General features: G+C 54.7%; 21 protein-coding genes, 1 tRNA gene and 1 pseudogene. 10 read left to right on the top strand and 13 right to left on the bottom strand.

The window, feature by feature from the left end; all coding sequences use genetic code 11:
* Nucleotides 1–586 precede the first annotated feature (586 nt).
* Both CFU_RS07580 and CFU_RS24390 read left to right on the top strand, forming a co-directional pair.
* Nucleotides 587–1,342 (top strand): hypothetical protein, encoded by a 756-nt coding sequence (locus CFU_RS07580; protein WP_041741476.1) that lies wholly within the window; start codon nucleotides 587–589, stop codon nucleotides 1,340–1,342.
* Complete coding sequence (locus CFU_RS24390; RefSeq protein WP_148264783.1) at nucleotides 1,339–1,812, top strand: hypothetical protein; 474 nt, start codon at nucleotides 1,339–1,341, stop codon at nucleotides 1,810–1,812. The genes CFU_RS07580 and CFU_RS24390 overlap by 4 nt, the downstream gene beginning before the upstream one ends.
* A 60-nt stretch (nucleotides 1,813–1,872) precedes the next feature.
* Here CFU_RS24390 and CFU_RS24385 read toward each other — a convergent pair whose 3' ends face one another.
* Entirely contained in the window at nucleotides 1,873–2,493 is a 621-nt protein-coding gene (locus CFU_RS24385; protein ID WP_148264782.1) for a hypothetical protein, read from the bottom strand.
* A 96-nt stretch (nucleotides 2,494–2,589) separates the two neighbouring features.
* Here CFU_RS24385 and CFU_RS24835 point away from each other — a divergent pair, with 96 nt between their 5' ends.
* The 3 genes from CFU_RS24835 (at nucleotide 2,590) to CFU_RS07565 (ending at nucleotide 4,591) form a co-directional block, all read left to right on the top strand.
* Entirely contained in the window at nucleotides 2,590–2,916 is a 327-nt protein-coding gene (locus tag CFU_RS24835) for a hypothetical protein (protein WP_190275232.1), read from the top strand.
* 477 nt (nucleotides 2,917–3,393) lie between these two features.
* Nucleotides 3,394–3,606 (top strand): DUF4224 domain-containing protein, encoded by a 213-nt coding sequence (locus CFU_RS07570; protein ID WP_041741475.1) that lies wholly within the window; start codon nucleotides 3,394–3,396, stop codon nucleotides 3,604–3,606.
* A 478-nt stretch (nucleotides 3,607–4,084) separates the two neighbouring features.
* Nucleotides 4,085–4,591, top strand: coding sequence for a hypothetical protein (locus CFU_RS07565; RefSeq protein WP_050808508.1), 507 nt, complete (start codon nucleotides 4,085–4,087; stop codon nucleotides 4,589–4,591).
* Nucleotides 4,592–5,294: 703 nt separating this feature from the next.
* Here the strand turns inward: CFU_RS07565 and CFU_RS07560 are convergent.
* Together CFU_RS07560 and CFU_RS07555 are read right to left on the bottom strand one after the other, a co-directional pair.
* The gene (locus CFU_RS07560) at nucleotides 5,295–5,903 is read right to left on the bottom strand and encodes a hypothetical protein (RefSeq protein WP_041741473.1); all 609 of its coding nucleotides are present in this window, start codon (nucleotides 5,901–5,903) and stop codon (nucleotides 5,295–5,297) included.
* A gap of 71 nt (nucleotides 5,904–5,974) precedes the next feature.
* Nucleotides 5,975–6,409, bottom strand: coding sequence for a hypothetical protein (locus tag CFU_RS07555; RefSeq protein WP_041741472.1), 435 nt, complete (start codon nucleotides 6,407–6,409; stop codon nucleotides 5,975–5,977).
* A gap of 279 nt (nucleotides 6,410–6,688) precedes the next feature.
* Between CFU_RS07555 and CFU_RS25525 the strand changes: the two are divergent.
* Nucleotides 6,689–7,702, top strand: a pseudogene (locus tag CFU_RS25525) (Arm DNA-binding domain-containing protein); the annotation flags it as partial.
* A 200-nt stretch (nucleotides 7,703–7,902) separates the two neighbouring features.
* On the opposite strand, the gene CFU_RS07535 reads toward CFU_RS25525, so the two are convergent.
* From CFU_RS07535 to CFU_RS07520, 4 genes are all read right to left on the bottom strand, one after another.
* Nucleotides 7,903–7,979 (bottom strand) — tRNA-Val (locus tag CFU_RS07535).
* A 66-nt stretch (nucleotides 7,980–8,045) separates the two neighbouring features.
* Entirely contained in the window at nucleotides 8,046–8,783 is a 738-nt protein-coding gene (gene dnaQ / locus CFU_RS07530) for a DNA polymerase III subunit epsilon (RefSeq protein ID WP_041741468.1), read from the bottom strand.
* A gap of 69 nt (nucleotides 8,784–8,852) precedes the next feature.
* Complete coding sequence (rnhA, locus tag CFU_RS07525) at nucleotides 8,853–9,287, bottom strand: ribonuclease HI (RefSeq protein ID WP_014005453.1); 435 nt, start codon at nucleotides 9,285–9,287, stop codon at nucleotides 8,853–8,855.
* 42 nt (nucleotides 9,288–9,329) lie between these two features.
* Entirely contained in the window at nucleotides 9,330–10,115 is a 786-nt protein-coding gene (locus CFU_RS07520) for a class I SAM-dependent methyltransferase (protein WP_041741466.1), read from the bottom strand.
* 22 nt (nucleotides 10,116–10,137) lie between these two features.
* Here CFU_RS07520 and gloB point away from each other — a divergent pair, with 22 nt between their 5' ends.
* From gloB to CFU_RS07500, 4 genes are all read left to right on the top strand, one after another.
* The gene (gene gloB, locus CFU_RS07515; RefSeq protein ID WP_014005451.1) at nucleotides 10,138–10,938 is read left to right on the top strand and encodes a hydroxyacylglutathione hydrolase; all 801 of its coding nucleotides are present in this window, start codon (nucleotides 10,138–10,140) and stop codon (nucleotides 10,936–10,938) included.
* A 214-nt stretch (nucleotides 10,939–11,152) separates the two neighbouring features.
* The gene (locus tag CFU_RS07510) at nucleotides 11,153–12,661 is read left to right on the top strand and encodes a transglycosylase SLT domain-containing protein (protein WP_014005450.1); all 1,509 of its coding nucleotides are present in this window, start codon (nucleotides 11,153–11,155) and stop codon (nucleotides 12,659–12,661) included.
* A 208-nt stretch (nucleotides 12,662–12,869) separates the two neighbouring features.
* The gene (gene fabI, locus CFU_RS07505) at nucleotides 12,870–13,652 is read left to right on the top strand and encodes an enoyl-ACP reductase FabI (RefSeq protein ID WP_041741465.1); all 783 of its coding nucleotides are present in this window, start codon (nucleotides 12,870–12,872) and stop codon (nucleotides 13,650–13,652) included.
* A 532-nt stretch (nucleotides 13,653–14,184) separates the two neighbouring features.
* Entirely contained in the window at nucleotides 14,185–15,591 is a 1,407-nt protein-coding gene (locus CFU_RS07500) for a DEAD/DEAH box helicase (RefSeq protein WP_014005448.1), read from the top strand.
* A gap of 114 nt (nucleotides 15,592–15,705) precedes the next feature.
* Here the strand turns inward: CFU_RS07500 and CFU_RS07495 are convergent, their stop codons facing one another.
* The 6 genes from CFU_RS07495 to CFU_RS07470 form a co-directional block, all read right to left on the bottom strand.
* Nucleotides 15,706–16,566 carry a DMT family transporter gene (locus CFU_RS07495; RefSeq protein ID WP_014005447.1) on the bottom strand — a complete coding sequence of 287 codons (861 nt, stop codon included), beginning with the start codon at nucleotides 16,564–16,566 and terminating at the stop codon, nucleotides 15,706–15,708.
* Nucleotides 16,567–16,708: 142 nt separating this feature from the next.
* Nucleotides 16,709–17,827, bottom strand: coding sequence for an ABC transporter ATP-binding protein (locus CFU_RS07490; protein WP_014005446.1), 1,119 nt, complete (start codon nucleotides 17,825–17,827; stop codon nucleotides 16,709–16,711).
* A complete protein-coding gene (locus CFU_RS07485) occupies nucleotides 17,824–18,477 on the bottom strand; it encodes an ABC transporter permease (protein ID WP_014005445.1) in 654 nt (217 codons plus the stop codon). The genes CFU_RS07490 and CFU_RS07485 overlap by 4 nt, the downstream gene beginning before the upstream one ends.
* 34 nt (nucleotides 18,478–18,511) lie before the next feature.
* A complete protein-coding gene (locus CFU_RS07480) occupies nucleotides 18,512–19,420 on the bottom strand; it encodes a glycine betaine ABC transporter substrate-binding protein (RefSeq protein WP_014005444.1) in 909 nt (302 codons plus the stop codon).
* A gap of 27 nt (nucleotides 19,421–19,447) precedes the next feature.
* Entirely contained in the window at nucleotides 19,448–20,140 is a 693-nt protein-coding gene (locus tag CFU_RS07475; protein WP_041743106.1) for an ABC transporter permease, read from the bottom strand.
* 632 nt (nucleotides 20,141–20,772) lie between these two features.
* The gene (locus CFU_RS07470; protein ID WP_014005442.1) at nucleotides 20,773–22,314 is read right to left on the bottom strand and encodes a catalase; all 1,542 of its coding nucleotides are present in this window, start codon (nucleotides 22,312–22,314) and stop codon (nucleotides 20,773–20,775) included.
* Nucleotides 22,315–22,348: the final 34 nt, after the last annotated feature.

The raw sequence follows: 22,348 nt of genomic DNA, 5'->3' as shown, positions 1-22,348 counted from the left end.
ACTACCCGCCTCCCATGCATCACCATGCAAACCCTGTATGGACACTTCGTTCTTTGTCGCCCTCGATATACGGCACAACCGCACTGCCATCTTTTGCAGAAATGACTCAAAAAATAAATACATGCTCATTTATTGTTGCTAATTAACAAAATAAATATTGCCGTATACACCATAAAAATGCAAATCCATTCCATAACAACAACTTCCCACACAATTCCAAATGTTAGGGAGGTCATGGGCGCACGGCGACATTCTCTAGTAGCAGCCCATGCGTCATTGGGTACGACTGGAACTCATGTGGCATTTTTTGCACTAAATCAAGTAAATTACTGAACAAAATTTGCCACACGAAAATGGCATCAGTTTTGGATTGACTTTTTTTACACTAAGGAATAAGCGCAATAATTAGTTGTGCTACTATTTGCGCATATTTGCTAGCTGACTCATCGAGAGCGGCGGTTTAGCTAATTTGCCAATATTTGAGCAGAGTGCAATTTTTCTATGCGCTCGAGCGTCAATAATCTAGTTTTTTTGCAAAAACGAAAAATCTTCTTTTGCCTGTTTGCCATCTTATTTTAAAGAGTGTATGAATTTAGTACCCAAAACAATTCTTACTGAACTCGATGAAAAAATTGATAAATTAATCGCGCTTCATACCTTCGTTTCCAAAGATTCAGCAGATTTCATCTCTGCACTACGGGAAATTGATAAGGTAGGAATTGAGCAAGCCCCCCAAGCAACACGTCTGAGGGCTGTTCTGCTTGCAATTGCAGGAGAAAATTCTTTAGCGCTTAAGGCTCTCCGAGATTTGCACTTACCAGAATTTGTAGCAAGCTGTGAGATTGGACTCATGGCGAATATGGGCCTCTGTCTTGAGGCGCAACCGTTATATGCAAAGTATTCGGGGCCAAATACCGGGAATTTTACGAAGGATTTTGAGTTGGGCTTAAGCTGTGGAGCTATCCGACAGGTTGCATCTTTTTTACAAAACGCAAAAAAGATGTCGCTAACAAATCTTGAAAGCATACCCATGGACATCATAGAGAATGCCGAAAAAATGCTCAATGAATTCGAGATTTCTGATGTGCAGATTGGACAACTGATGGATGTTGTCGGATCCGTGCTTCAAGATGAAAAAATGTTTTATATTGGAACTTGCCCGGAAATTGAAGTTATCGATTTGCCAGGAGTGTTGCGTACGACTCTGCTTACCTACAGCCTACCAACATCTTCCGATAGAGCGGTCGATCTCTATTTGGATTTTATCGATCGACTTGGTCAAATGTCTCTCAATATCCCATCGGGACTGCAGATTAATTTCTCGGGAGCTGGTGCGCGATGAGCGTTTGTGCGACGGATCTTCTTGCGGCTGCGGAAAAGGCATTTTCTAACGCAGACTGCGAGGCGGATCTACGTGGTGTTTTATCGCGGGCCTATTACTCTATCTATCAAGATGGTGAAGCTTTTCACATGAGCCTCAGCTCACCTGGAAGCCTGCAACCCAATAGCAGGGGTGGCAAACACCAAAATCTTCATGAGCAACTCAAAAACCCAACTATCAATAGAGATTCAGAAAAAGCTAAAATCTCAAGAAAAATCGGTGCATTGATGAGTTCGTTACATGTTTTACGAGTAAAAGCCGATTATCGAAGAGAACAGCATCTTGCACAAAGTGACCCATTGGATAGTATTGCTGGCGCAAAAAAAATAATAGAACTGCTTCAAGCACCTACTGAAAAACCTGTTGTGTCGCCGCCTGAAGATCCGAAAGGGCCAACAACCGGTCGCCCTACCCTAACAAGGATTAAGTAAATAAAACAGACCAAAAACCCGCCAGCTGGTGGGTTTTTTTACGTCTATAGCTACTACCTCCTAGAAATTGTTTGGTTTCGCGTTTGCTGCCAAAATTGTACCCACCAGAGGAAAAGTAAACGCACGTATATTAGGGAGGCCTTGGCCTAGTTGCGCGATAATTTTAGTCAACGTCCGGCCGGCGATTTTGCCAATAATATTATTCAGATGCTGCACGTCTGAATGTGACATCGGCACCGATGGATTGATTGAAAGATGGGTCAGAAATTTTTGAAGCGGGGCTCTTGGAGGTCCCCATGCTAACGTCAAAATGCTTATCGCCTCGTAAATTTCTTTGTTAAGCGGACAAAGAACACTAGCTACTCCCCCACCTCCAGCTATACCCGTACCGCTCCTGCCATGGACGCCGACAGAGGTTAAAGGATTAAACAACGGCGGCGCCACTTTTCCTGAAAAATTTATAAAATCATTGGCACAGTGCTTACCTACGTGGAACAAGCCAATATCGTTCAGATCAGATTTATTGGCATAGGAAAAGGTATAGCATTCAGTTTCAATCACTTCACAACAGCCTTCAAATTTTTGCCCGGGCAGCAACATCACATGCGCCACAGGCGTCACATCATAGGTCTTGGTTAAATTCATCCTGTTCGATTTACCTCGGCACTTTGGAAAACTCATGCGATGTCCCTATGAACGAATATTAATTTGACAAATATACTAGCCTATATCAAAAGATAAGATGCAACTTTAAAAGACTCGGTTATGAGGTATACGATGGAAGATTCAATAACTGCGGGCGATGCCGCGATCTTGTTAGGTATATCAAATCGAATGATTTATGAACTCGCTGCTCCGAGCGGCCCGATGCTACCGCATTCGCAGCAGGATTATTTTCAAGAAAGCAGCGTTCTGGCATATATGGAATCGTGCCGATGCACACACATCGAGCGAGCAAAAATTAGCTCACAAGACACACCTACAATTCGCGTATCGTCAATCGGGGAGTCCGCGCTCGAAAATACCTTCCGAAAACTTGGAATCACTCCCAAGCGGACACCACCATTTTTCAGAAAAATAGATGAGACAAAATATGGTTACTGAAGAAATTTTGACAGAGTGTGCTAGGCGTGGCGCCCAATTCTATGCCGAGCAGCATCCTCGGCGTTCCCAGGTCACCCAGATGCAGGCGGCGCAAATGCTCGGATTGTCCGCTCAGACCGTGGGTAGAATGGTGCGGGGGGGCGCCTTCCGCTGAACAAGCTCGAATACATCCCAATTTCGGAGATTGATAAGGCGCTGCTGGTCAACCAATCTCGACGAGAGATCGGGCATCGCAGATTAAATAATGCACTTGACCATGGCGCCAGCAGTCAGAGAACAAATACCGCGATTGTAGGTGGTGGAAATTAAGAAGATGGTGCCGATTCAATGACAGAATCAGCCGTCACAAAACTTGCTCAGGCAATTGCCGAGTTAATGCGGCACTTAGCATTACCGGTGCGCCAAACTAAATACCGAGAAGATTGAGCCGCTTACATAAAGCTGGTAAACGTTTCTCAAAGAATAAAGGAATCAGACATGACGATGTTTTTGGAAGCAGATGAAATTGCCCATTTGACTGGACGAAAAATGAAATCTAAGCAAATCGAAGCTCTCAGAGAAATGGCCATCCCATTTTACGTCAATGCTGTAGGAAGCCCAGTTGTTGTGCGCGCCATACTCGAAGGTAGGTCAAAATCTGAAGCGCCACAACCTGCTTGGATTCCCAGATTGCTCAGGGAAAAGCAGTGAAATATTTCCAAGCTTCTTTCGGAAGTATACGCTTTAGAAATAAATTACTGGCATAGCAATTTACTTAGTTGCCTTGGGAGGAAATATGCTGCTGCAAACCATCATCGATGCGATCAACAACAGGCAGGTCTTATCTCTTACCTACAAAGGCATTACGCGTATTGTTGAACCACATGCTGTAGGCCAATCGACGGTCGGACACGATGTCTTATCTTGCTATCAAGTACAAGGCTTACATCGTGTATCTGGCCATGATTGGGATTTTCTTACAGTCTCGAAAATATCCGGCCTATCCACAACCGGAAATTCATTCGTAGGTACGAGACCAAAATACGTGCGAAATGATAGCCGCATGTCCAGAATTTATGCTCAGCTTTAGCATAACCACAATTGCAAGGGCCAAGCATTTCTGGCGTTCCCATGCAATTCGTGGCGCAATCACTCCGATGTCCGTTCATTTACTACTCCAGGAAAAATCATGGTTGATATGGCTTTGCTCCAAGGTGCGGTTACTGGCCTAAAGACCGCCGCAGATATTGCTATCGGCATGAGTAAACTTAAAACGATGGCTGAGGTCAATGCTAAGGCCATTGAGCTTCAGCAAGTGATTCTCTCTGCCCAAAGCAATGCACTTGGGGCTCAATCCGCGCAATTTTCGCTAATTGAGGAAATACGCTCGCTTAAAGAAGAAATTGCTCAAGTAAAAGCATGGGAAGAAACAAAAAAAAACTATCTTCTTGTTTCTCCATGGACCGGATGTTTCGTGTACGCGCTTAAAAAACAAAGCGGATCCATCGAACCAACGCATTGGCTTTGCCCAAATTGCTACCAGAATGGGAAGAAATTTATCCTCCAAAAGGCTCGGGAAGACAATAGGATGATGGTTTCTTTTGGCTGTCACAACTGTAATTCCAAACTTCTCGTTCGAGGTGGCTACGACATTCAAGTGTCATATGCTGAAGACACTACGCCACAGGCAGTTTGAGATGCAATGAAATTCAAAATGCATTTCGCAATAAAATCGCCCATTTGATAGTTTTCTTTTTGCTTCTTTCGGTGCTGGCTTGTTGTGATACTTTGACGATCTTGAATTTCAACATATCCAATAGATTCAAGAAGCCATATGAATCGTACGGCGGTACAGCACTTACGGCGCCATCCCATTATCTTTGATGAATGCCTGAGCCGCCCGAGCTGTTGCGGCATCCTCTTCTGACTCCGAATCAATTGCTTAACAGCTGCGTCCATTTCTGGAGAAAGTAGCCCTCCGGATGTACTGGCGCAACTGTCTGCCCTCCTCCTTCTAACAATAGGCGACGCTACCACTTCCTTCAGAAACTATAACGACGACATTCAAGAGAATGTTCTTTGGCTTGCCCGAGGCCTCGCTGAAGAGCTGAAGGAGCTGCTTTCTTTAGTGCGGGAAGAAGGAAAGCATCTCACGAAAGGCGGTGCAGCATGAATGCCAAACCATCACCTCTACCGCTGACAAAGGAAGCAAAAAATGGCTTATCCTTGGCTGATCTCTGCGCTATCGCCCGCGACATGGTTATCGAAGAATTGGACATCTAACCATGCTCTCTTCACACAATAATTATCCGACCGAGCACATAGGGTACGTTGAGGACCGGGACGCCAGTTTCTTTAATAATTCTAGAAGCAGATCAATAAACTACCATCCATATTTTTTATATGCTCGAAACCCCATACTCGGCCGCGATTTTACCAATGGCGTCCCTAATGATTTTCCCTTTCTTATGCCGTGCCCTGGATTTTCTGCATACCTCGGCATGCGTGTCTGGATCCAATGGGCTTTCGCGGCGAACATCAGTAAGTGTGTAGGCGACCTCTCGTTGCAGCTCCAGCAAAAGGGAATAAAGATCGGCGGCGAGCTCTTTGCGTGCCAATGTACGAAGAGAAAATTGAACATCTTCAATCCGCTCTGCACCTATATGTATAGAGGCATCGACAAGCCGCTCTTCAAATTTTTTTGCAATGTTATAGAGGACGAGACAAGCATCTGTAGCTACTTTATGACAAATCCTAGCAGCGATCATATCGGATCGAGTTTGCTCTTCTGCGCGCACTCGTCTTTCGTCAAATCGCTGATAGATAGCAATGCCGCATGCACCAGCTATTGCAAAAATCGACCCGACAGCCTGCACCCAAGACGCCCATCCGTTAGCGTCAGGTTCCTTCCATCCCGCAGCTTTAATGCCGTAATGAAGCACCCAGTGGCATTCGACAAGAGCGCATGCAGCAAAAAACACCCAGCAAAACCTTTCGATAAGTTTCATCCTGCATCCTCGTTATTGTCTGAAGGCCCTTTATCACATCGGCAAGAATCGAATCAAAAGATTGGCTAACGCTATGTCTGAAGGCCTTCCACGGATATGAGCGCTCCAAAGCAAAAAAACATCAAACTAAACACTTGAAACATAGCTGCTCCTATCAATTGTCTGCGCTGACTCGGCCTATCTGGTCTCATGGAAAACTCCTTGTACGCGACCGTCTGAGAGAAATAAAGCGCAAATACCCCGAAGCCATTAAATACGAGCCCAACAACAAAACACGCCACAGCCCAGCGAATTGTGCCGACCGACAAAATCTTGGTGAGCTTATCGAGCGTCGTCAGCATGCCGGCCACAGCTCCGCCATTCAGCAAAGTCAAGTATTTAATGATCTCAGTAGAAAGCGAAATAGTCGATTTAAACGTTTCGATGCGATGGTTTTCCAGGTACCGACCTTCCCAATCGGCCTTTTCCGCTGTTTTAGCCGTATTTTGTTTGGACGCTTGAACCATTCATTCCCCCTGTTTTTAGGAGGAATCGTAGCATGAAAGAACAACAATTTCTTTGCAGAAATGCAAACACCAGCCTCCGCCAATTGAAAGGCTGGGTGAAATGATGGACAGCCCCGCTGTACAGGTAAGATGGGTGCTTATCCATGTTTTTTCGTCACTGACCGGTTACAGAGATAAGGCTGTCAGGCGAAAAATCGAGGATGGCGTCTGGATCGAGGGCACACATCATCGGCGCGCGCCGGATGGCCACGTAACAATGAATATGCAGGAGTATTACAAATGGGTAAAGGGCGTAAAGGCAGCGGTATAGAGATTCGTGAATCAGCTATTCGGGTGTCATTTACCTGGCGCGGGGTTCGTTGCCGGGAAACGCTGGACCTGAAACCAACCGCTCCGAATATCAAATTCGCTGAGCGAATGGTCGAGCAAATCAAACGCAAGATGGAGCTCGGTAGTTTTGTCTATGGCGAGTTTTTTTCGAATTCACCCAATGCCGGAAAAATGGGCTCCGCTGTACGGACACTTGAAGAAATGTGCAATCTGTGGCTTCAGACCAAGGGGCGGCTAGCTGCCGCCACGCTCTCCCAGTATTCGCTAGCACTAAAGTTTTGGCAAAGCAAACTCGGCGCCGACAGCGCGATCGAGTCGCTCAGCTACGGCAAAATCGCAGCGGTGGTGGGCTCTCACCCTTGGCCAAGCGCCAAGCTTTGTAATAACTACCTAATCCCGCTCAGAGGTGTTTTTGCGCTTGCCGGACGCGAGATCAGCGACTTGGTCAATCCGATGCAAGGCATCGAGAACGGAAAGCACCAAAAGGCCGTGCCGGACCCTCTGTCGACAGAAGAGATGGAATGGATTCTTTCTCATATGCGGGAGCACTACGACCTGCGGATAGCGAACTATTTCGAGTTTGCTTTTATGACCGGCATGCGCCATAAAGAACTAATTGCATTGCGTTGGGGCAACGTCGATTGGAATCATGGCACCGCGCGCGTTGAGCGGGCTCGGACGTTCAAGGGACAGCTCAAGAGCCTCAAGACTCATGAAATCCGCGACGTCGACCTGGTTGAACGAGTAATCGCCGTTCTGCAAGCGCAAAAAGCCTTTACGTTCCTGAAGTCGGATGAAATATTTGAAAATCCTGTCACGCTTCGCCCATGGCACGACGAACGCAGCCAGCGCGACCATTATTGGAGGCCAACACTGAAGCCCCTGGGGATTCGGATGCGCCGTGCCTACCAAACCCGGCATACATATGCGACAACCGCCTTAATGGCCAGCGTGAACCCGACCTACATCAGCCGGCAGATGGGACATGCCAATGCCAAGATGCTTTTTACTGTGTACGCTAAGTGGATTGATTCCGCAGATCGCGGGAGGGAGAAAGCAAAAATGGAAGCCATACTGCGCTTCCATTCCACTGATATTCACTTACAAACAAATTCGAAATTGCCCCAAATTTGTCCCAGCATCCCCGCAAACGTTGAGAATACTGGTAGGCACGATTGGACTCGAACCAACGACCCCTACCATGTCAAGGTAGTGCTCTAACCAGCTGAGCTACGCGCCTAAAGAAGCGAAATTATAATGGCAAATCCGGTTCGTGGCTAGTGTCTTGTGTGAATTTTTTGCAAGATCAGTTTTGCGGCGGATTTTCAGCGGCATCCACCGCCGGCTGGCGCCATATGCAGGCGCCTTTAGCGTCCTTGTCCAAACCATTTAGCACCAGCTCATGCTCGGCCAGTTCTTCCGCATTCGCGGTGCGCACCACGATCCCCGCCAGCGGCAGCAGCTCCAGCGCCGCACCGCCGCCGTCCGCATCGCCATGCCCTGCTCCCAGGTCGATGCTGAAACTGTTCTGGCCGCGCGTCATTGCCAGGTACACCTCGGCCAGCAGTTCGGAGTCAAGCAATGCGCCGTGCAAGGTGCGGTGGGCGTTGGAGATGCCGTAGCGGTCGCACAGGGCGTCCAGCGAGTTGCGTTTGCCGGGATACATTTCCTTGGCTTGCACCAGGGTGTCGATGACGCCGGCGACATCGCCGGAAAATGTGCCCTTGCCTAGCAGCTTGTATTCAGCGTCGAGGAATCCCAGGTCGAACGGCGCGTTGTGGATGATGACCTGGGCGCCGCGCGTGTATTCGCGCAGCTCGTCGAATATTTCGGCGAACTTCGGTTTGTCACTGAGGAAAGCAGTGGTCAAGCCGTGGACTGCCAGCGCGCCTTCTTCCGAATCGCGCTCGGGGTTGATGTAGCGATGGAAATTATTGCCGGTCAAGCGCCGGTTCAGCAACTCGACGCAACCGATTTCGATGACGCGGTCGCCGGTGCGCGGGTTGAGGCCGGTGGTTTCGGTATCCAGAACAATTTGTCGCATGGTCACTTAATCTTCAATACAAACATATGTTAATAGTAGCGCGCCTCAGCCAATGCGGCCGTGGCGGTGTTATACAACCGTGGTCACGCCGCGGTTGGCGAGCTGGTCGGCGCGCTCGTTGCCGACGTGGCCGGCATGGCCCCTGACCCATTTCCATTCGATCTTGTGCTGGGCCTGCGCGGCGTCCAGCGCCTGCCACAGGTCGACGTTTTTCACGGGTTCGCGCGCTGCGGTTTTCCAGCCGCGCGCTTTCCAGCCGTGGATCCATTCGCTGATCCCTTTTTGCACATACTGGCTGTCGGTATACACCGTCACCTCGCAGGGACGAGTCAGGGCGGTCAAGGCCTCGATCACCGCTTTCAGCTCCATCCGGTTATTGGTCGTATTGCGTTCGCCGCCAAACAATTCCTTTTCCTTGCCATCCGCCACCAATAGCGCACCCCAGCCGCCGGTGCCGGGATTGCCCTTGCAGGCGCCATCGGCATATATCTCTACTTTGTCCATACTGTCTTTCGCTGCTTGTTATATTTGAGACCGCTGCCCTGACTACTCAGCGCCGTTGCGGTCCGTCTTGTGTATCTTGTTGGTGGCCGGCACGCCGCGCGCTGCCTTGATCACCTGTTTGCTGAAAGCCGGGCCGACCAGGTGCATGCCCTTCACCCGCTTGATCGCCTGCACGATATATACCGCGCCGAAATACGGCCACCAGCGGTTGCCGGCCTTTTCCATGAAGGCGAAGCGATGCAGCCATTTGCTGCTGGTATACGGCGGCGCGTAGCAGCCGAAGTGGCCGCGGTTGACTTCCATGTTCAGCAGCTTCAGCCAGTCTTTCAGGCGCAGCAGGCTGATGAATTCGGCGTTCTGCGGCAGGAAATGCACGCCCGACATGCGGCCTGCGGTTTGCCTGATGCCCCACAAGCTGGCCGGATTAAAACCGGTGATGATAACCTGCCCTTCCGGAATCAGCACCCGTTCGACCTCGCGCAAGATCTGGTGCGGCTCGGCGGCGAACTCGAGCACATGCGGCAACACCACCAGGTCCAGGCTTTGCGAGGCGAACGGCAGTTCGGCGAAATCGTGGGTCACCACCACGCCGGATTGCGCTTCGCCCGCTGCCGGCAGGCGGCTGTCCGTCAGCCATTTGTGGCGCATGCGGTTCGCTTGCAGGGACTTGATTTGCGGCACGCCGATCTGCATCGCGTTGAAGCCGAAGATATCCGCCGTCATCGCGTCCAGGCGCGCCTGCTCCCACTCCAGCATGTAACTGCCGGTGGGCGTCTGCAGCCAGGGGCCGAGCGCTATAATGGACTTTTCTGACGACGGATTTGCCATGCCTGCCTTAATTGATAAATCAATGAGAGAACCATTAAATAAGTCGTTAAGCGTATTGGCGGTGCCGGCATTCAACGACAATTATCTCTGGCTGATTCACGATGGCCGCCATGCGGCGGTGGTCGATCCCGGCGATGCCCAGCCGATCCTGGCCGCGCTTGCTGCCCACGACCTGATACTTGTCGCTATTTTACTGACACATCACCATGCTGACCATGTCGGCGGCGTACAAACTTTGCTGCGGCACTTCGACATCCCGGTATTCGGCCCTGCCGGCGAAGACATCGCCGGCGTCAGCCAGAAACTCAGCGAAGGCGATACCGCCGTCGTCCCGCAACTGGGGGTGACCTTGTCGGTGCTGGAAGTGCCGGGCCACACCAGCGGCCACATTGCCTATGTGGCGCATGGCCAGCCCTGGCTGTTTTGCGGCGACACGCTGTTTGCCGGCGGCTGCGGCCGCCTGTTCGAAGGCAGCCCGGCGCAGATGGTCGATTCGCTGGGCAAGCTGAGCAGCTTGCCGGGAGACACCCAGGTGTATTGCGCCCACGAATACACCGTCGCCAACCTGCGCTTTGCGCTGGCGGTGGAACCGGACAATCCGGACCTGGTCGCCCGCATGGCCAGCGAACAGGCCAAACGCGCGCGCCAGCAAGCCACCGTGCCGTCGACTATCGCCTTGGAAATCGCCACCAACCCCTTCCTGCGTTACCGGCAGCCGGCCATTGTCGCCAGCCTGCAGGCCAGCGGCCGCATCGACGGCCGGCAATCCGATCCGGTGGAGGCATTCGCCGCCCTGCGCGAATGGAAAAACAATTTCAAGTGATCCGGCTGGCCGGGAGACCTATTAACGTCATTTATTGTGATTGTTGGTTAGATAGTCTCCGCATATCGATTTATTAAAAGTAATACCTGATAAATCAATCACTTATCGCTTGTAACAGTGCAATTTTTGCTTGACGGGAGAAAACCGCCTTACGTACACTGCGTCTAATCCATTATTACCGGTTGATTACATCCCGGTCACATAAATTGAACCCATGTACCAGCTAAAACTCAAGACTTTCGCTTTTGCCGCGCTCGCTTTTTTCGGCACTCCGCTCTTGGCCCAGGCCAACGACATTTCCATCTATACCCCCACTTTCAGCCTGATCGACCCGAACGACCCCAGCGCCGGCATGCTCGGCATGGAACAGGTCGATATCTGGGCGCGCATCCGCAAGGGTTTCGGCATCCCTGACCTGGACAACCAGCAGGTAGTCAGCCAGACCGATTTTTACAGCGCCCGCCCGGAATATTTCGAACGCACTACGGTGCGCGCCTCGCGCTACCTGTTCCACGTAGTGCAGGAACTGGAAAAACGCGGCATGCCGACTGAGCTGGCTTTGCTGCCGTTCATCGAATCGGCGTTCAATCCGCAAGCCTATTCCAGCGCCAAGGCTGCCGGCATGTGGCAGTTCGTGCCGGCTACCGGGCGCGACTACAATCTCAAGCAGAACATGTTCAAGGATGACCGGCGCGACGTCCTGGCCTCTACCGACGCCGCGCTGACTTACCTGCAAAAGCTGTACGGCATGTTCGGCGACTGGCAGCTGGCGCTGGCCGCCTATAATTGGGGCGAAGGCTCGGTGCAGCGCGCCATCAACAAGAACCAGGCCGCCGGCCTGCCGATCGACTTCAACAGCCTGGCGCCGCTGATGCCGGCGGAAACCCGCAATTACGTTCCCAAGCTGCAAGCCGTCAAGAACATCATTGCAGCGCCGGAGATGTACAACATCGCGCTGCCCAAGGTGGACAACCAGCCTTACTTCGTCACCATCGGCAAGACCCGCGATATCGACGTCAAGGTAGCGGCCCAGCTGGCGGAACTGTCGCTGGATGAATTCAAGGCCCTGAACCCGCAATTCAACCGCCCGGTGATCATCGGCAGCAGCGACACCAAGATCCTGCTGCCGGAAAGCAATGCAGAGAAATTCAAGAACAACCTGACCAAATGGACCCAGACGCTGTCTTCCTGGACCTCGCATACCGTCAGCAGCGCCCGCGAGCGGATTGAAACCATCGCCGCCCGCTTCGACACTACGCCGGCCATCATCCGCGAAGTCAACCACATTCCGCCGCGCATGCTGCTCAAGGCCGGCTCCACTATCCTGGTGCCGAAAACCGAAGCTTCCAGCAGCGACATCACGGCCGAAGTGGCTGACAACGCCACCATGGCAGTGACCCCGGACGCTCCCGAAACCCGCCGCATCTACGTCAAGGTCGGCAAGCGCGATACCCTGGCTTCGATCGCCTCGCGCTATCGCGTCAGCGTGGCGCAAGTGAAAGCCTGGAACGGCTTGCACCGCGACGGCGTCAGCCGCGGCCAAAGCCTGCAGCTGCAAGTGCCGAACCGGATGGTGGCGTCGAACTCCGGCAGCAAGAAAGCCGGCAACGTGCGTTACCACAAGGCAACCGCAAGCACCAGCCGCAGCAGCAAGAACAAGGTAGCGGCTAAAAAGAACACCAAACCGGTGGTCCTGGCCTCTTCCCGCGGCGCGCGCGGCTGATTTTTTCTGCAACGCCGGATCAGAAAGACCCAGCCGCCTCGTGCGCATGGGTCTTTTTTCAAATCCGGATCCGATATCAAAAATGCATGGCTGCTGGTAAAACTGCCAGAGTTGCCGTGAGCGCGGCTAACCCCTACAATCTTGCCCTGTTCAACAAGAATCACACCCAGCGCCAGCGGCATCAATGGCGCGCACATCTGGAGTCAATATGGCATTCCTGCAAGGCAAAAAAATCCTGATCACCGGCTTGCTATCCAACCGTTCGATCGCTTACGGCATTGCCCAAGCTTGCAAGCGCGAAGGCGCCGAGCTGGCATTCACCTATGTAGGCGAGCGCTTCAAGGAGCGCATCACCAATTTCGCCAAGGAATTCGACAGCGAACTGATTTTTGACTGCGACGTCGGCAGCGACGAGCAAATCAACGCCCTGTTTGCCGACCTCGGCAAATCCTGGGAGCACCTGGACGGCCTGGTGCACGCCATCGGCTTCGCTCCTGCCGATGCGATCGCCGGCGATTTCCTCGACGGCTTGTCGCGCGAAGGATTCAAGATCGCGCACGATATTTCGGCCTACAGCTTCCCGGCGATGGCAAAAGCAGCGCTGCCGATGCTGCGCCCGAATTCGGCGCTGCTGACGCTGACCTACCTGGGTTCGGAACGCGTGGTCCCCAACTACAACACGATGGGCCTGGCCAAGGCGTCGCTGGAAGCCAGCGTGCGTTACCTGGCGGGTTCGCTGGGTCCCAAGGGCATACGCGTGAACGGCATTTCGGCCGGGCCGATCAAGACCCTGGCCGCCAGCGGCATCAAGGGTTTCGGCAAGATCCTGGGTTTTGTCGCCGAGCACGCGCCGTTGCGCCGCAATGTGACGGTGGAAGACGTCGGCAATGCCGCCGCATTCCTGCTGTCGGACCTGTCCAGCGGCATTACCGGTGAAATCACCTATGTCGACGGCGGTTTCTCGCATGTGGTGGGCGGCATCGCCGAATAATCCGGCGCGCAGTTGCGGTATTGTTAAAAACGCCCGGCATAGCTGGGCGCTTTTTTTGCGGCGCCCTAAGCTGCTTGATTGCCGAATTGAAAATAGTTATCTATATATTAATGCGTTATGCATTAAAAATGCGCCACAAACAACGTTGCTGCTGCAAACCAGGGCTAATTTGCGGCAATCGCATGAATAAGGTGCATCGATTGTAAAAGTATTGTATTATTCTGTGCTGCGTTGCAATAACGAACGCAGACAGCAAGTTGCCTGATCCCGATCCGGCAACGCTGTAAAAAACAATAAGTAGCTGCGCAAGCCTAAGCGTGTCCTGGCCTCAAATTGGGACATCGCATTGTAAAAGCCCTCCCGCCTTGTGTGTCGATCCTGACACCGTCCCGGCGCAAAGCTTTTGTGCCGAAATTTCTTTGTATTTGTTTCTTAGTCATTTCGTTGGTTGGCGTTGCTTTTTTGCGTTCGCTGCATTCATCGCATAGCGATTGTCTGTAGTTCATGACGCTGCACTTTACGAAAGAAAAAAATGACTTTTGAATCACTAGGCCTCCACACGTCCGTTATCAAAGCACTGACCGAAGCTGGCTACACAAAACCGACAGGCGTTCAAGAACAAGCCATCCCTGCTGCCATCGAAGGCCGTGACCTGCTGGTTTCCTCGCAAACCGGCTCCGGCAAGACCGCAGCATTCATGCTGCCTGCGCTGCACAAATTCGCCTCCGAGCAACAAGTTGCTCCGGCTGCCGCAGGCAAAACCCCGAATCAAGAAATGCAAGCCTCCCGTTCACGCGGCGAGCGTCCACGCTTCAAGCCGGCACAGCCAAAGATGCTGGTCTTGACACCGACCCGCGAACTGGCTTTGCAAGTAACAACCGCAACCGACAAGTACGGTTCGCACATGAAGCGCGTCAAGGCGATCTCGATCCTGGGCGGCATGCCTTATCCAAAGCAGATGCAATTGCTGGCCAAGAACCCGGAAATCCTGGTGGCCACGCCTGGCCGTCTGATCGACCACATGGAATCGGGCAAGATCGATTTCTCGCAACTGCAGATCCTGGTGCTGGACGAAGCTGACCGCATGCTGGACATGGGTTTCATCGACGATATCGAAAAAATCGTTGACGCTACGCCTGAGTCGCGTCAAACCATGCTGTTCTCGGCTACGCTGGACGGCGTCGTCGGCAACATGGCAAAACGCATCACCAAGAACCCGATGATCATCCAGATCGCCGGCTCGGCCACCAAGCACGAAAACATCCAACAGAAGGTTCACTTCGTCGACGACCTGTCGCACAAGAATCGCCTGCTGGACCACCTGCTGCGTGACGTCACCATGGACCAGGCAGTTGTTTTCACTGCTACCAAGCGTGATGCCGACACGATCGCCGACCGCCTGAACATCGCCGGTTTCGCTGCTGCCGCCCTGCATGGCGACATGCACCAAGGCGCGCGTAACCGCACCCTGGACAGCCTGCGTCGCGGTCAAGTCCGTGTGCTGGTTGCTACCGACGTCGCCGCTCGCGGTATCGACGTTCCTGCCATCACCCACGTCTTCAACTACGATCTGCCGAAATTCCCGGAAGACTACGTCCACCGCATCGGCCGTACCGGCCGTGCCGGCCGTAACGGCGTTGCCGTATCGCTGGTGAACCACGCTGAAGGCGTCAACGTCAAGCGTATCGAACGTTTCACCAAGCAACTGATCCCGGTCGATGTGGTTGAAGGTTTCGAACCAAAGCGTTCGGCTTCGGCTCCGCGCTCGAACCACAAACCAGGCGGCTGGAAACCAGGCGACAACCGTGGCGGCCCTGCTAAACCAGGCGGCCGTACTTTCAGCAAGCCAGGCGCACCACGCAAAGACGGCGGTGGCGGCGGCTACAAAGGCAACCGTTCGAACGACAGCGGCGCCCGTCGCTCGTTTGGCGACCGCTAAGCAGCAGTCGGCAAGCCGGGCGATCTTGATGATCGCCTCGCAATCTCCGCAATAAACAAAAGGCCGCTGGAAATTTCCAGCGGCCTTTTTTATTGGCTCATCGCCAACGTCAATTCAAGCCGACCACCCCAGCATCACAGCGCCCAGCGCAATCACCGCGCATGACAACAGCCTGCGCAAGGTCAGCGCCTCGCCCAGGAACATGCGGGCGATCAGCGCCGCAAACAGCACGGACGTTTCACGCAAGGCCGACACCGGCCCCATAGGCGCCAGCGTAATCGCCCAGATCACGATGCCGTAGGCCAGCAGCGACATCGCACCGCCGCCCAGCGCATTCCAGGTAGCACGCTCGCGCAAGGCAATTCGCAGGCTGCCGTGCATCGACAGGTAAATCATCAACAAGGGCAAGCCGTCCAGCAGGAACATCCAGCCGGCATAGGATGCGGCGCTGCCGGCCAGGCGCGAACCGAGGCCGTCGACGATGGTATAACCGGCAATGAACACACCGGTGGTAAACGCCGACAGCGGCGCATCCCACTGGCGGCTGCCGGCCACACTGCTGCCGCGCCTGAATTTGATTTGCGCCAGGCTGATGATGCCGGCCGAGATCAGCACCACCCCGGCCAAGGTCAGGATTCCCAACTGCTCGCCGGCAAACAAGGCCGCTCCAAGCGACACCAGCAACGGCGAGGAACCACGCGCAATCGGATAAGACTGGCCGAAATCGCCAGCCCGATAAGCGCGCACCAAAAAGAGGTTGTAACCGGCATGCAGCACCACCGACATCAGGATATAAGGCCAGCTGGCAAGCGCCGGCAACGGCGCCCAGAGTACGATGGGAATCGACGCCACCGCGGAGCCGATGGTCATCAGGGTGATGGCCCATAAACGGTCGCCGCTGCTTTTCAGCATGGCGTTCCAGGACGCGTGCAGCAAGGCTGCGCACAGTACCAAAGCAATCACGCCAGCCGTCATGCGCTAGCTCCGGGGGAATCGCTTGGGTACCTGGTCATGGATTTTGAAATGAGGCTGGCAAAGCCGTACATTGTAAATGCAACACGGGGTTTACGCCCAATGGCGTAAACCCCGTGTATTTCCCTACCGGGACCCTAAGCGCTTAAGCGCGCGTGCGGCCGGAGCTCAGATAATCGGCGATCGAATCCTGAGTCACCTCGCCCAGGTAGCTGTTGTCCTGGTCGATCACCGGCATCCAGCTGGTGCTGTGCTTGTACATCTTGGACAGCACCACGCGCAGGTTTTCGTCCGGCGCGGCGCTGACCGTAAACGGCTTCATCTTGTCGATGCAAGCGCCCTGCCCGCCGCGCGCGTCGCGCCTGGCGACGTAGCCGAGCGCGTGGTTGGCGGCATTGGTGACGGTGACATAACGGTAGTCGTTATCGTCCATCACGCCATACGCGGCCGCCATGCTGGCGTCTTCCAGCACCGTCGCCGAAGTGGCGGCGGCATCGCCGGCGCGCACCAGCAGCAGCCGTTTCAAGGTCGCATCCTGGCCGACGAAGGAGCCGACGAACTCGTCCTTGGGACGCGCCAGCAGGGTATCCGGGCGGTCCACCTGCACCAGCTTGCCGGCGCGGAAAATCGCGATCTTGTCGCCCAGCTTGATGGCTTCGTCGATGTCGTGGCTGACCATGATCACGGTCTTGTTCAACTGGCGCTGCATCTGGAAAAATTCATTCTGGATCGATTCACGGTTGATCGGATCGACCGCGCCGAACGGCTCGTCCATCAGCAATACCGGAGGATCGGCCGCCAGCGCCCGGATCACGCCGATGCGCTGCTGCTGGCCGCCCGACATCTCGCGCGGATAACGGTTCAGGAAACGCTTGGGATCGAGCGCCACCATCGCCATCAGTTCGGTGGCGCGCTCGTGGCAGCGCTTCTTGTCCCAGCCTAGCAGCCGCGGCACCACGGTGATGTTTTCTTCGATGGTCATGTTGGGAAACAGGCCTACCTGCTGGATCACATAGCCGATTTTCCGGCGCAGGCTGACTTCATCCAGGCCGGTGGTGTCTTCGCCATCCAGCAGCACGCGGCCGGAAGTCGGCGCGATCAGGCGGTTGATCATTTTCAAGGTAGTGCTCTTGCCGCAGCCGGATGGCCCCAGGAATACGCAGATCTCTCCTTCGGCAACCGTCAGGTTAACCTGGTCCACTGCCTTGACCTGGTTACCGTCATTTTGCGTGAATACTTTACTGAGCTGGTCGAGTTGAATCATGATTTTTGCATTCCTTTCGGTGTAAGCAGCCGCTGCAGGACTTGCAGCAGCATGTCGGCGACAATCGCGAGTACGCTGATCATTACCGCGCCGACGACGAGTTTTTGCATGTTGCTCTGGCTGATGGCGTGCAGGATCAGGACGCCGAGGCCGCCGGCGCCGATGATCGCCGCCACCGCCATCACGCCGATGTTCATGACCACGGCGGTGCGGACCCCGCCCAGGATGACCGGCACCGACAACGGCAGGTCGACCAGCCGCAGGCGCTGCCAGAAAGTCATGCCGATGCCGATGCCGGCTTCCTTGATGCCGTGGTCGATGCCGTCCAGCGCCAGGTAGGTGTTGCGCATGATCGGCAACAGCGAATACAGGAAGACCGCGGTGATCGCCGGCAGCGGCCCCAGTCCCTGGCCGAAGCGGGAGAACAGCGGGATCATCAGGCCGAACAAGGCGATCGACGGCAGGGTCAGGACCACGGTCGCCAGGCCCATCATCGGGCTGGCAAGCCAGCGGTGGCGGATCATGACGATGCCGAGCGGCACGCCGATCAGGATCGCCAGGCCGACCGCTATCCCCACCAGCATCAGGTGCTGGATGGTGAGATGCAGGATTTCGGGCCAGGCGCTCAACAGGTAGTCAAAGAAATTCATGGGGCGTCCTTAAGGAAAACGTTCACTGCAGCATTCACTGCGTCAGGCCTTCGCTGCGCAGGAAATCCGCGGCGACCTGGGCTATCGGCAACTGGTCGATATCCACTTTTTTATTCATTTCGGTCATCTTGGCGGTATCGATCCTGGCCGACAGCGCGTTCAGCTGTTCGGCGAGCTTGGGATTGGCGTCCAGGATTTCTTTGCGCACTACCGGCACCGCGCTGTAAAAAGCGAAGAAGCCCTTGTTATCCTCCAGCAGCTTGAGGTTGAAGCCCTGCACCCGGCCGTCGGATGAATAGGTCAGGCCGACATTGAGCTGGTCGTTATGCAAGGCGGTGTACACCAGGCCGGCATCCATCTGCTTGACTTCGCTGCGGTCCAGGCTGAAGCCGTACAGCGCCTGCAGCGGCTCAAGGCCGTCCGGCCGCGAGGCAAATTCGAAATCCATCCCCATCAGGTATTTTTTATCGGGATCCTGCTGGCGCGCCTGCCTGATCTTGTTCGCCAGGTCTTCGATGGTGTTCAGGCCCTCTTCCTCGGCGCGTTGCTGCGGCACCGCCAATGCATAGGTATTGTTCAGCTCGGATGGCTGCAGCCAGATCAGCTTCCTCGACGCATCCAGTTCCTTGACCCGTTGATAGGACTGGTCCCGGTCCAGCTTCTCGTCTATCTTGTTGTAGACCACCAGGGCGGTGCCGGTGTAATCCCAGACGATATCGATCTGGCCGCTTTCCAGCGCCTGGCGCATGATGGTGGTGCCGAGCCCGTTCTTCAGGTCGACCGCGTAACCCTTGGCGCGCAGGTACTGCTGCGTCATGGACGACAGGATCAATTGCTCGGTGAAGTTCTTGCCGCCGACCACCAGGTCGGCCGCGCTGGCCGGCGTCGTGCCGAGCAGGCTGAGCATGAAAGCCAGCAAGGCCGTTATACGGAATTTATGCATTTTGTTTCCTTGTCAGATAGATGGCGATCAGCGCAGCAGACCGCGCTTGCTCAGGTAGGCATTGCTGCCCAGCGAGACGATCGCGTCCAGCATCAGCGCCAGCACCGCGGTAGCGGTGGCGCCCAGCAGCAGCTGGCCGTGGTTGTTCAGGTAGATGCCCGGGAAGATCAGGCCGCCCAGGCTCTCGCCGCCGATCAGGATCGACAGCGGCGCGGTGCCGACATTGATCGCCAGCGCGGTGCGGACGCCGCCGACGATGATCGGCAAGGCATTCGGCAGCTCGACCCGGAACAACACCTGCAGCGGCTTCATGCCGATGCCCTTGGCCGCCTCTTTCATCGCCGGCGAAACCTGCTTCAAGCCTTCATAGGTATTGCGCACGATGGGCAGCAGCGAAGCCAGCCACAAGGCGAGGATGGCCGGCTTGTCGCCGATGCCGAACAGGGCCAGCGCCAGCGCCAGCACCGCCATGGAGGGAATGGTGTTGCCGATATTGAAGATCTGCATCCACTTTTCGGCATGGCGCGAAAAGTAAGGGCGACTGAGCAGGATGCCGGCTGGAATGCCGCACAGCAGCGCCAGCGACATCGACCAGCCGACCAGGACCAGGTGACGGCCGGTGTAATAAATCAGGTCGCCCTGGTACTGATGGATCACCGCGGGGCCGATCGACCAGCCAATGGCGGCCACCACCAGCAATGTGACGGCGGCGCCGATCATGGCGTTGCGATAGCGATTGGTCATGCTTACTCCCTTGCATAGGCAGCGGCTGAAAACTCGTGGTGCGGCACGCCGGCTTTTTTGCCTGCGGGCGCGCAAACGGTTTTTCTTTTCCGCTGCGTATTGCATGACCGCCAAACACGAAACGACACGAAACCTGTCGGCGCGACATACAAATCAATTTTTTATGATCTCGTCCGGTCTTCCCGCGGGGAGGACATTGAACAAGCCGACTGCCGCATGGGGCGGCAAAGAATGCGAGGAATTCCCCGACTTTGGTGAAACTCCGGCGTAGCCGAAGCGTGAGACAACCCGCTGACGCGAGTCACGAAACCCAAAAAGGCGCCGTTGAGGCAGCACCATATTGTTGAGCGTTTGCCATTATAGTCAATTTTCTTGATGACGTCCAGTAATGAGATTTGCGAAAGCTATTACCCGAATGTCTGAAGAGCACGATAGCATAGGATTTACGGTATGAATGTCAGATAAATCTGATTTTTATAACAATAAAAAGCAAGGGAAGTCAGAGATGGAGACAGCTTGTCGAAAACGCCGCCATGGCCAACTGGCGGCGTCTTGAAGGGGAAATGACCAGGGCGCCCTGGTCGTACGCGGCGAGTTAAACCTGCCGATTAACCCTCGAGCTTTTTAGCCCGCGCCTGGACGTCGGCCAGGTTGCCCTTTACCGCGGCAGTCAGGCGGGTGCCGTAATCGGCGTCAGCCTTGTAAAAATGGCTGAGCATGGTTTGCCTGATTTCCGGGTTGCTGACCTTGACCAGGTCGCTGGCCAGATTGCCGATCAGGTTTTCCTGCTCCTGTTTCGACAACGAGCGATAGAAATCGCCGGCCTGGGTGAAGTTGTCGGTGACGGCGATACGCGCTTGTTGCGTAGTGCCGCTCAACGGCGTCTGCACCCCTTTGTATTGCGCATCTTCGGCATAGCTGCCGGGCTGGCGCGAAGGCTGGTAATTGACGTCTCCAACCGGATTGACTGCAGTACCGGCGCCGTTGGAGTTGTAGTTATTCACTTTCGTCAGCGGCTGATTGACCGGCAGGTGCTGGTTGTTTGCGCCCAGGCGATGGAACTGCGTATCCGCATAGGAGAACAGGCGGCCTTGCAGCATGCGGTCTTCCGACGGCTCGATGCCGGGCACCAGGTGCGACGGCGCCATGGCGACCGATTCCGTGGTTTCGAAGAAGTTCTCCGGCACCTTGTTCAAGGTCATGGTGCCGATCTTGGTTTCGGCAATGCCAGGCCAGATCTTGGTGTCGTCCAGTGCATTGAAAGGAAATTTGCCCAAGTCTTCAGGCTTGACCACCTGTATGTACAGGTCCCATTTCGGAGATTCGCCGCGCTTGATCGCACCGTAGAGGTCGTCGGTCAGGTTATTGAAGTCTTCGCCTTGCACCTTGGCCGCTTCGGCGCGGGTCAGGTTCTTTATGCCTTGCTGGCTCTTCCAGTGGAATTTCACATAGCTGACCTGGTTCTGGGCGTTGACCATCTTGAATGCATGGACGCCGTTGCCATCCATCATGCGGTAAGAAGCCGGAATGCCAAGGTCGGAATACACCCGCGTAAGCATGTGGGTGCTTTCCGGCTGGTGGCTGAAAAAGTCGAAGAAGCGGTTCGGATCCTGCGCATTGGTGATCGGCGACGGTTTCAGCGAATGGACCATGTCGGGAAACTTGATGGCGTCGCGGATAAAAAAGATCGGCAGGTTATTGCCAACCAGGTCCCAGTTGCCTTGGTCGGTGTAGAACTTGGTGGCGAAGCCGCGCGGATCGCGCAGTGTTTCAGGCGAGCCGCTGGGATGGATCACGGTAGAGAAACGCACGAATACAGGCGTCTTCTTGCCGGCTGCGGCAAACACGCTGGCGCGCGTCAGCTCGGACAGGTTGCCGGCGGAGACAAACTCGCCGGCAGCACCGGTGCCGCGTGCATGGACCACCCGTTCCGGAATGCGTTCGCGGTCGAAGCGCTGCAGCTTTTCAATCAGGTGAGTGTCTTGCAGCACGTCGGGACCGTTCGGGCCGGCGGTTTGCGAATTCTGGTTATCGCCGATCGGCGAGCCGTTGTCGCGCGTCATGGTCTGGGCGCCGACGCCGGACGCCAGCAATGCGCCTAAGCCCAGCGCCGCGATGCGCGAGAGTGGGAACTGTCTGGATATATTCATGATTTGGCCTCAATGTTTTTGTCATGTGCGGGGA

The sequence above is a fragment of the Collimonas fungivorans Ter331 genome, from assembly GCF_000221045.1.
Lineage (GTDB): Bacteria > Pseudomonadota > Gammaproteobacteria > Burkholderiales > Burkholderiaceae_D > Collimonas > Collimonas fungivorans_A.
Note: the sequence above shows the minus strand (reverse complement) of the source record. Positions and strands in the feature narration are given on the sequence as shown.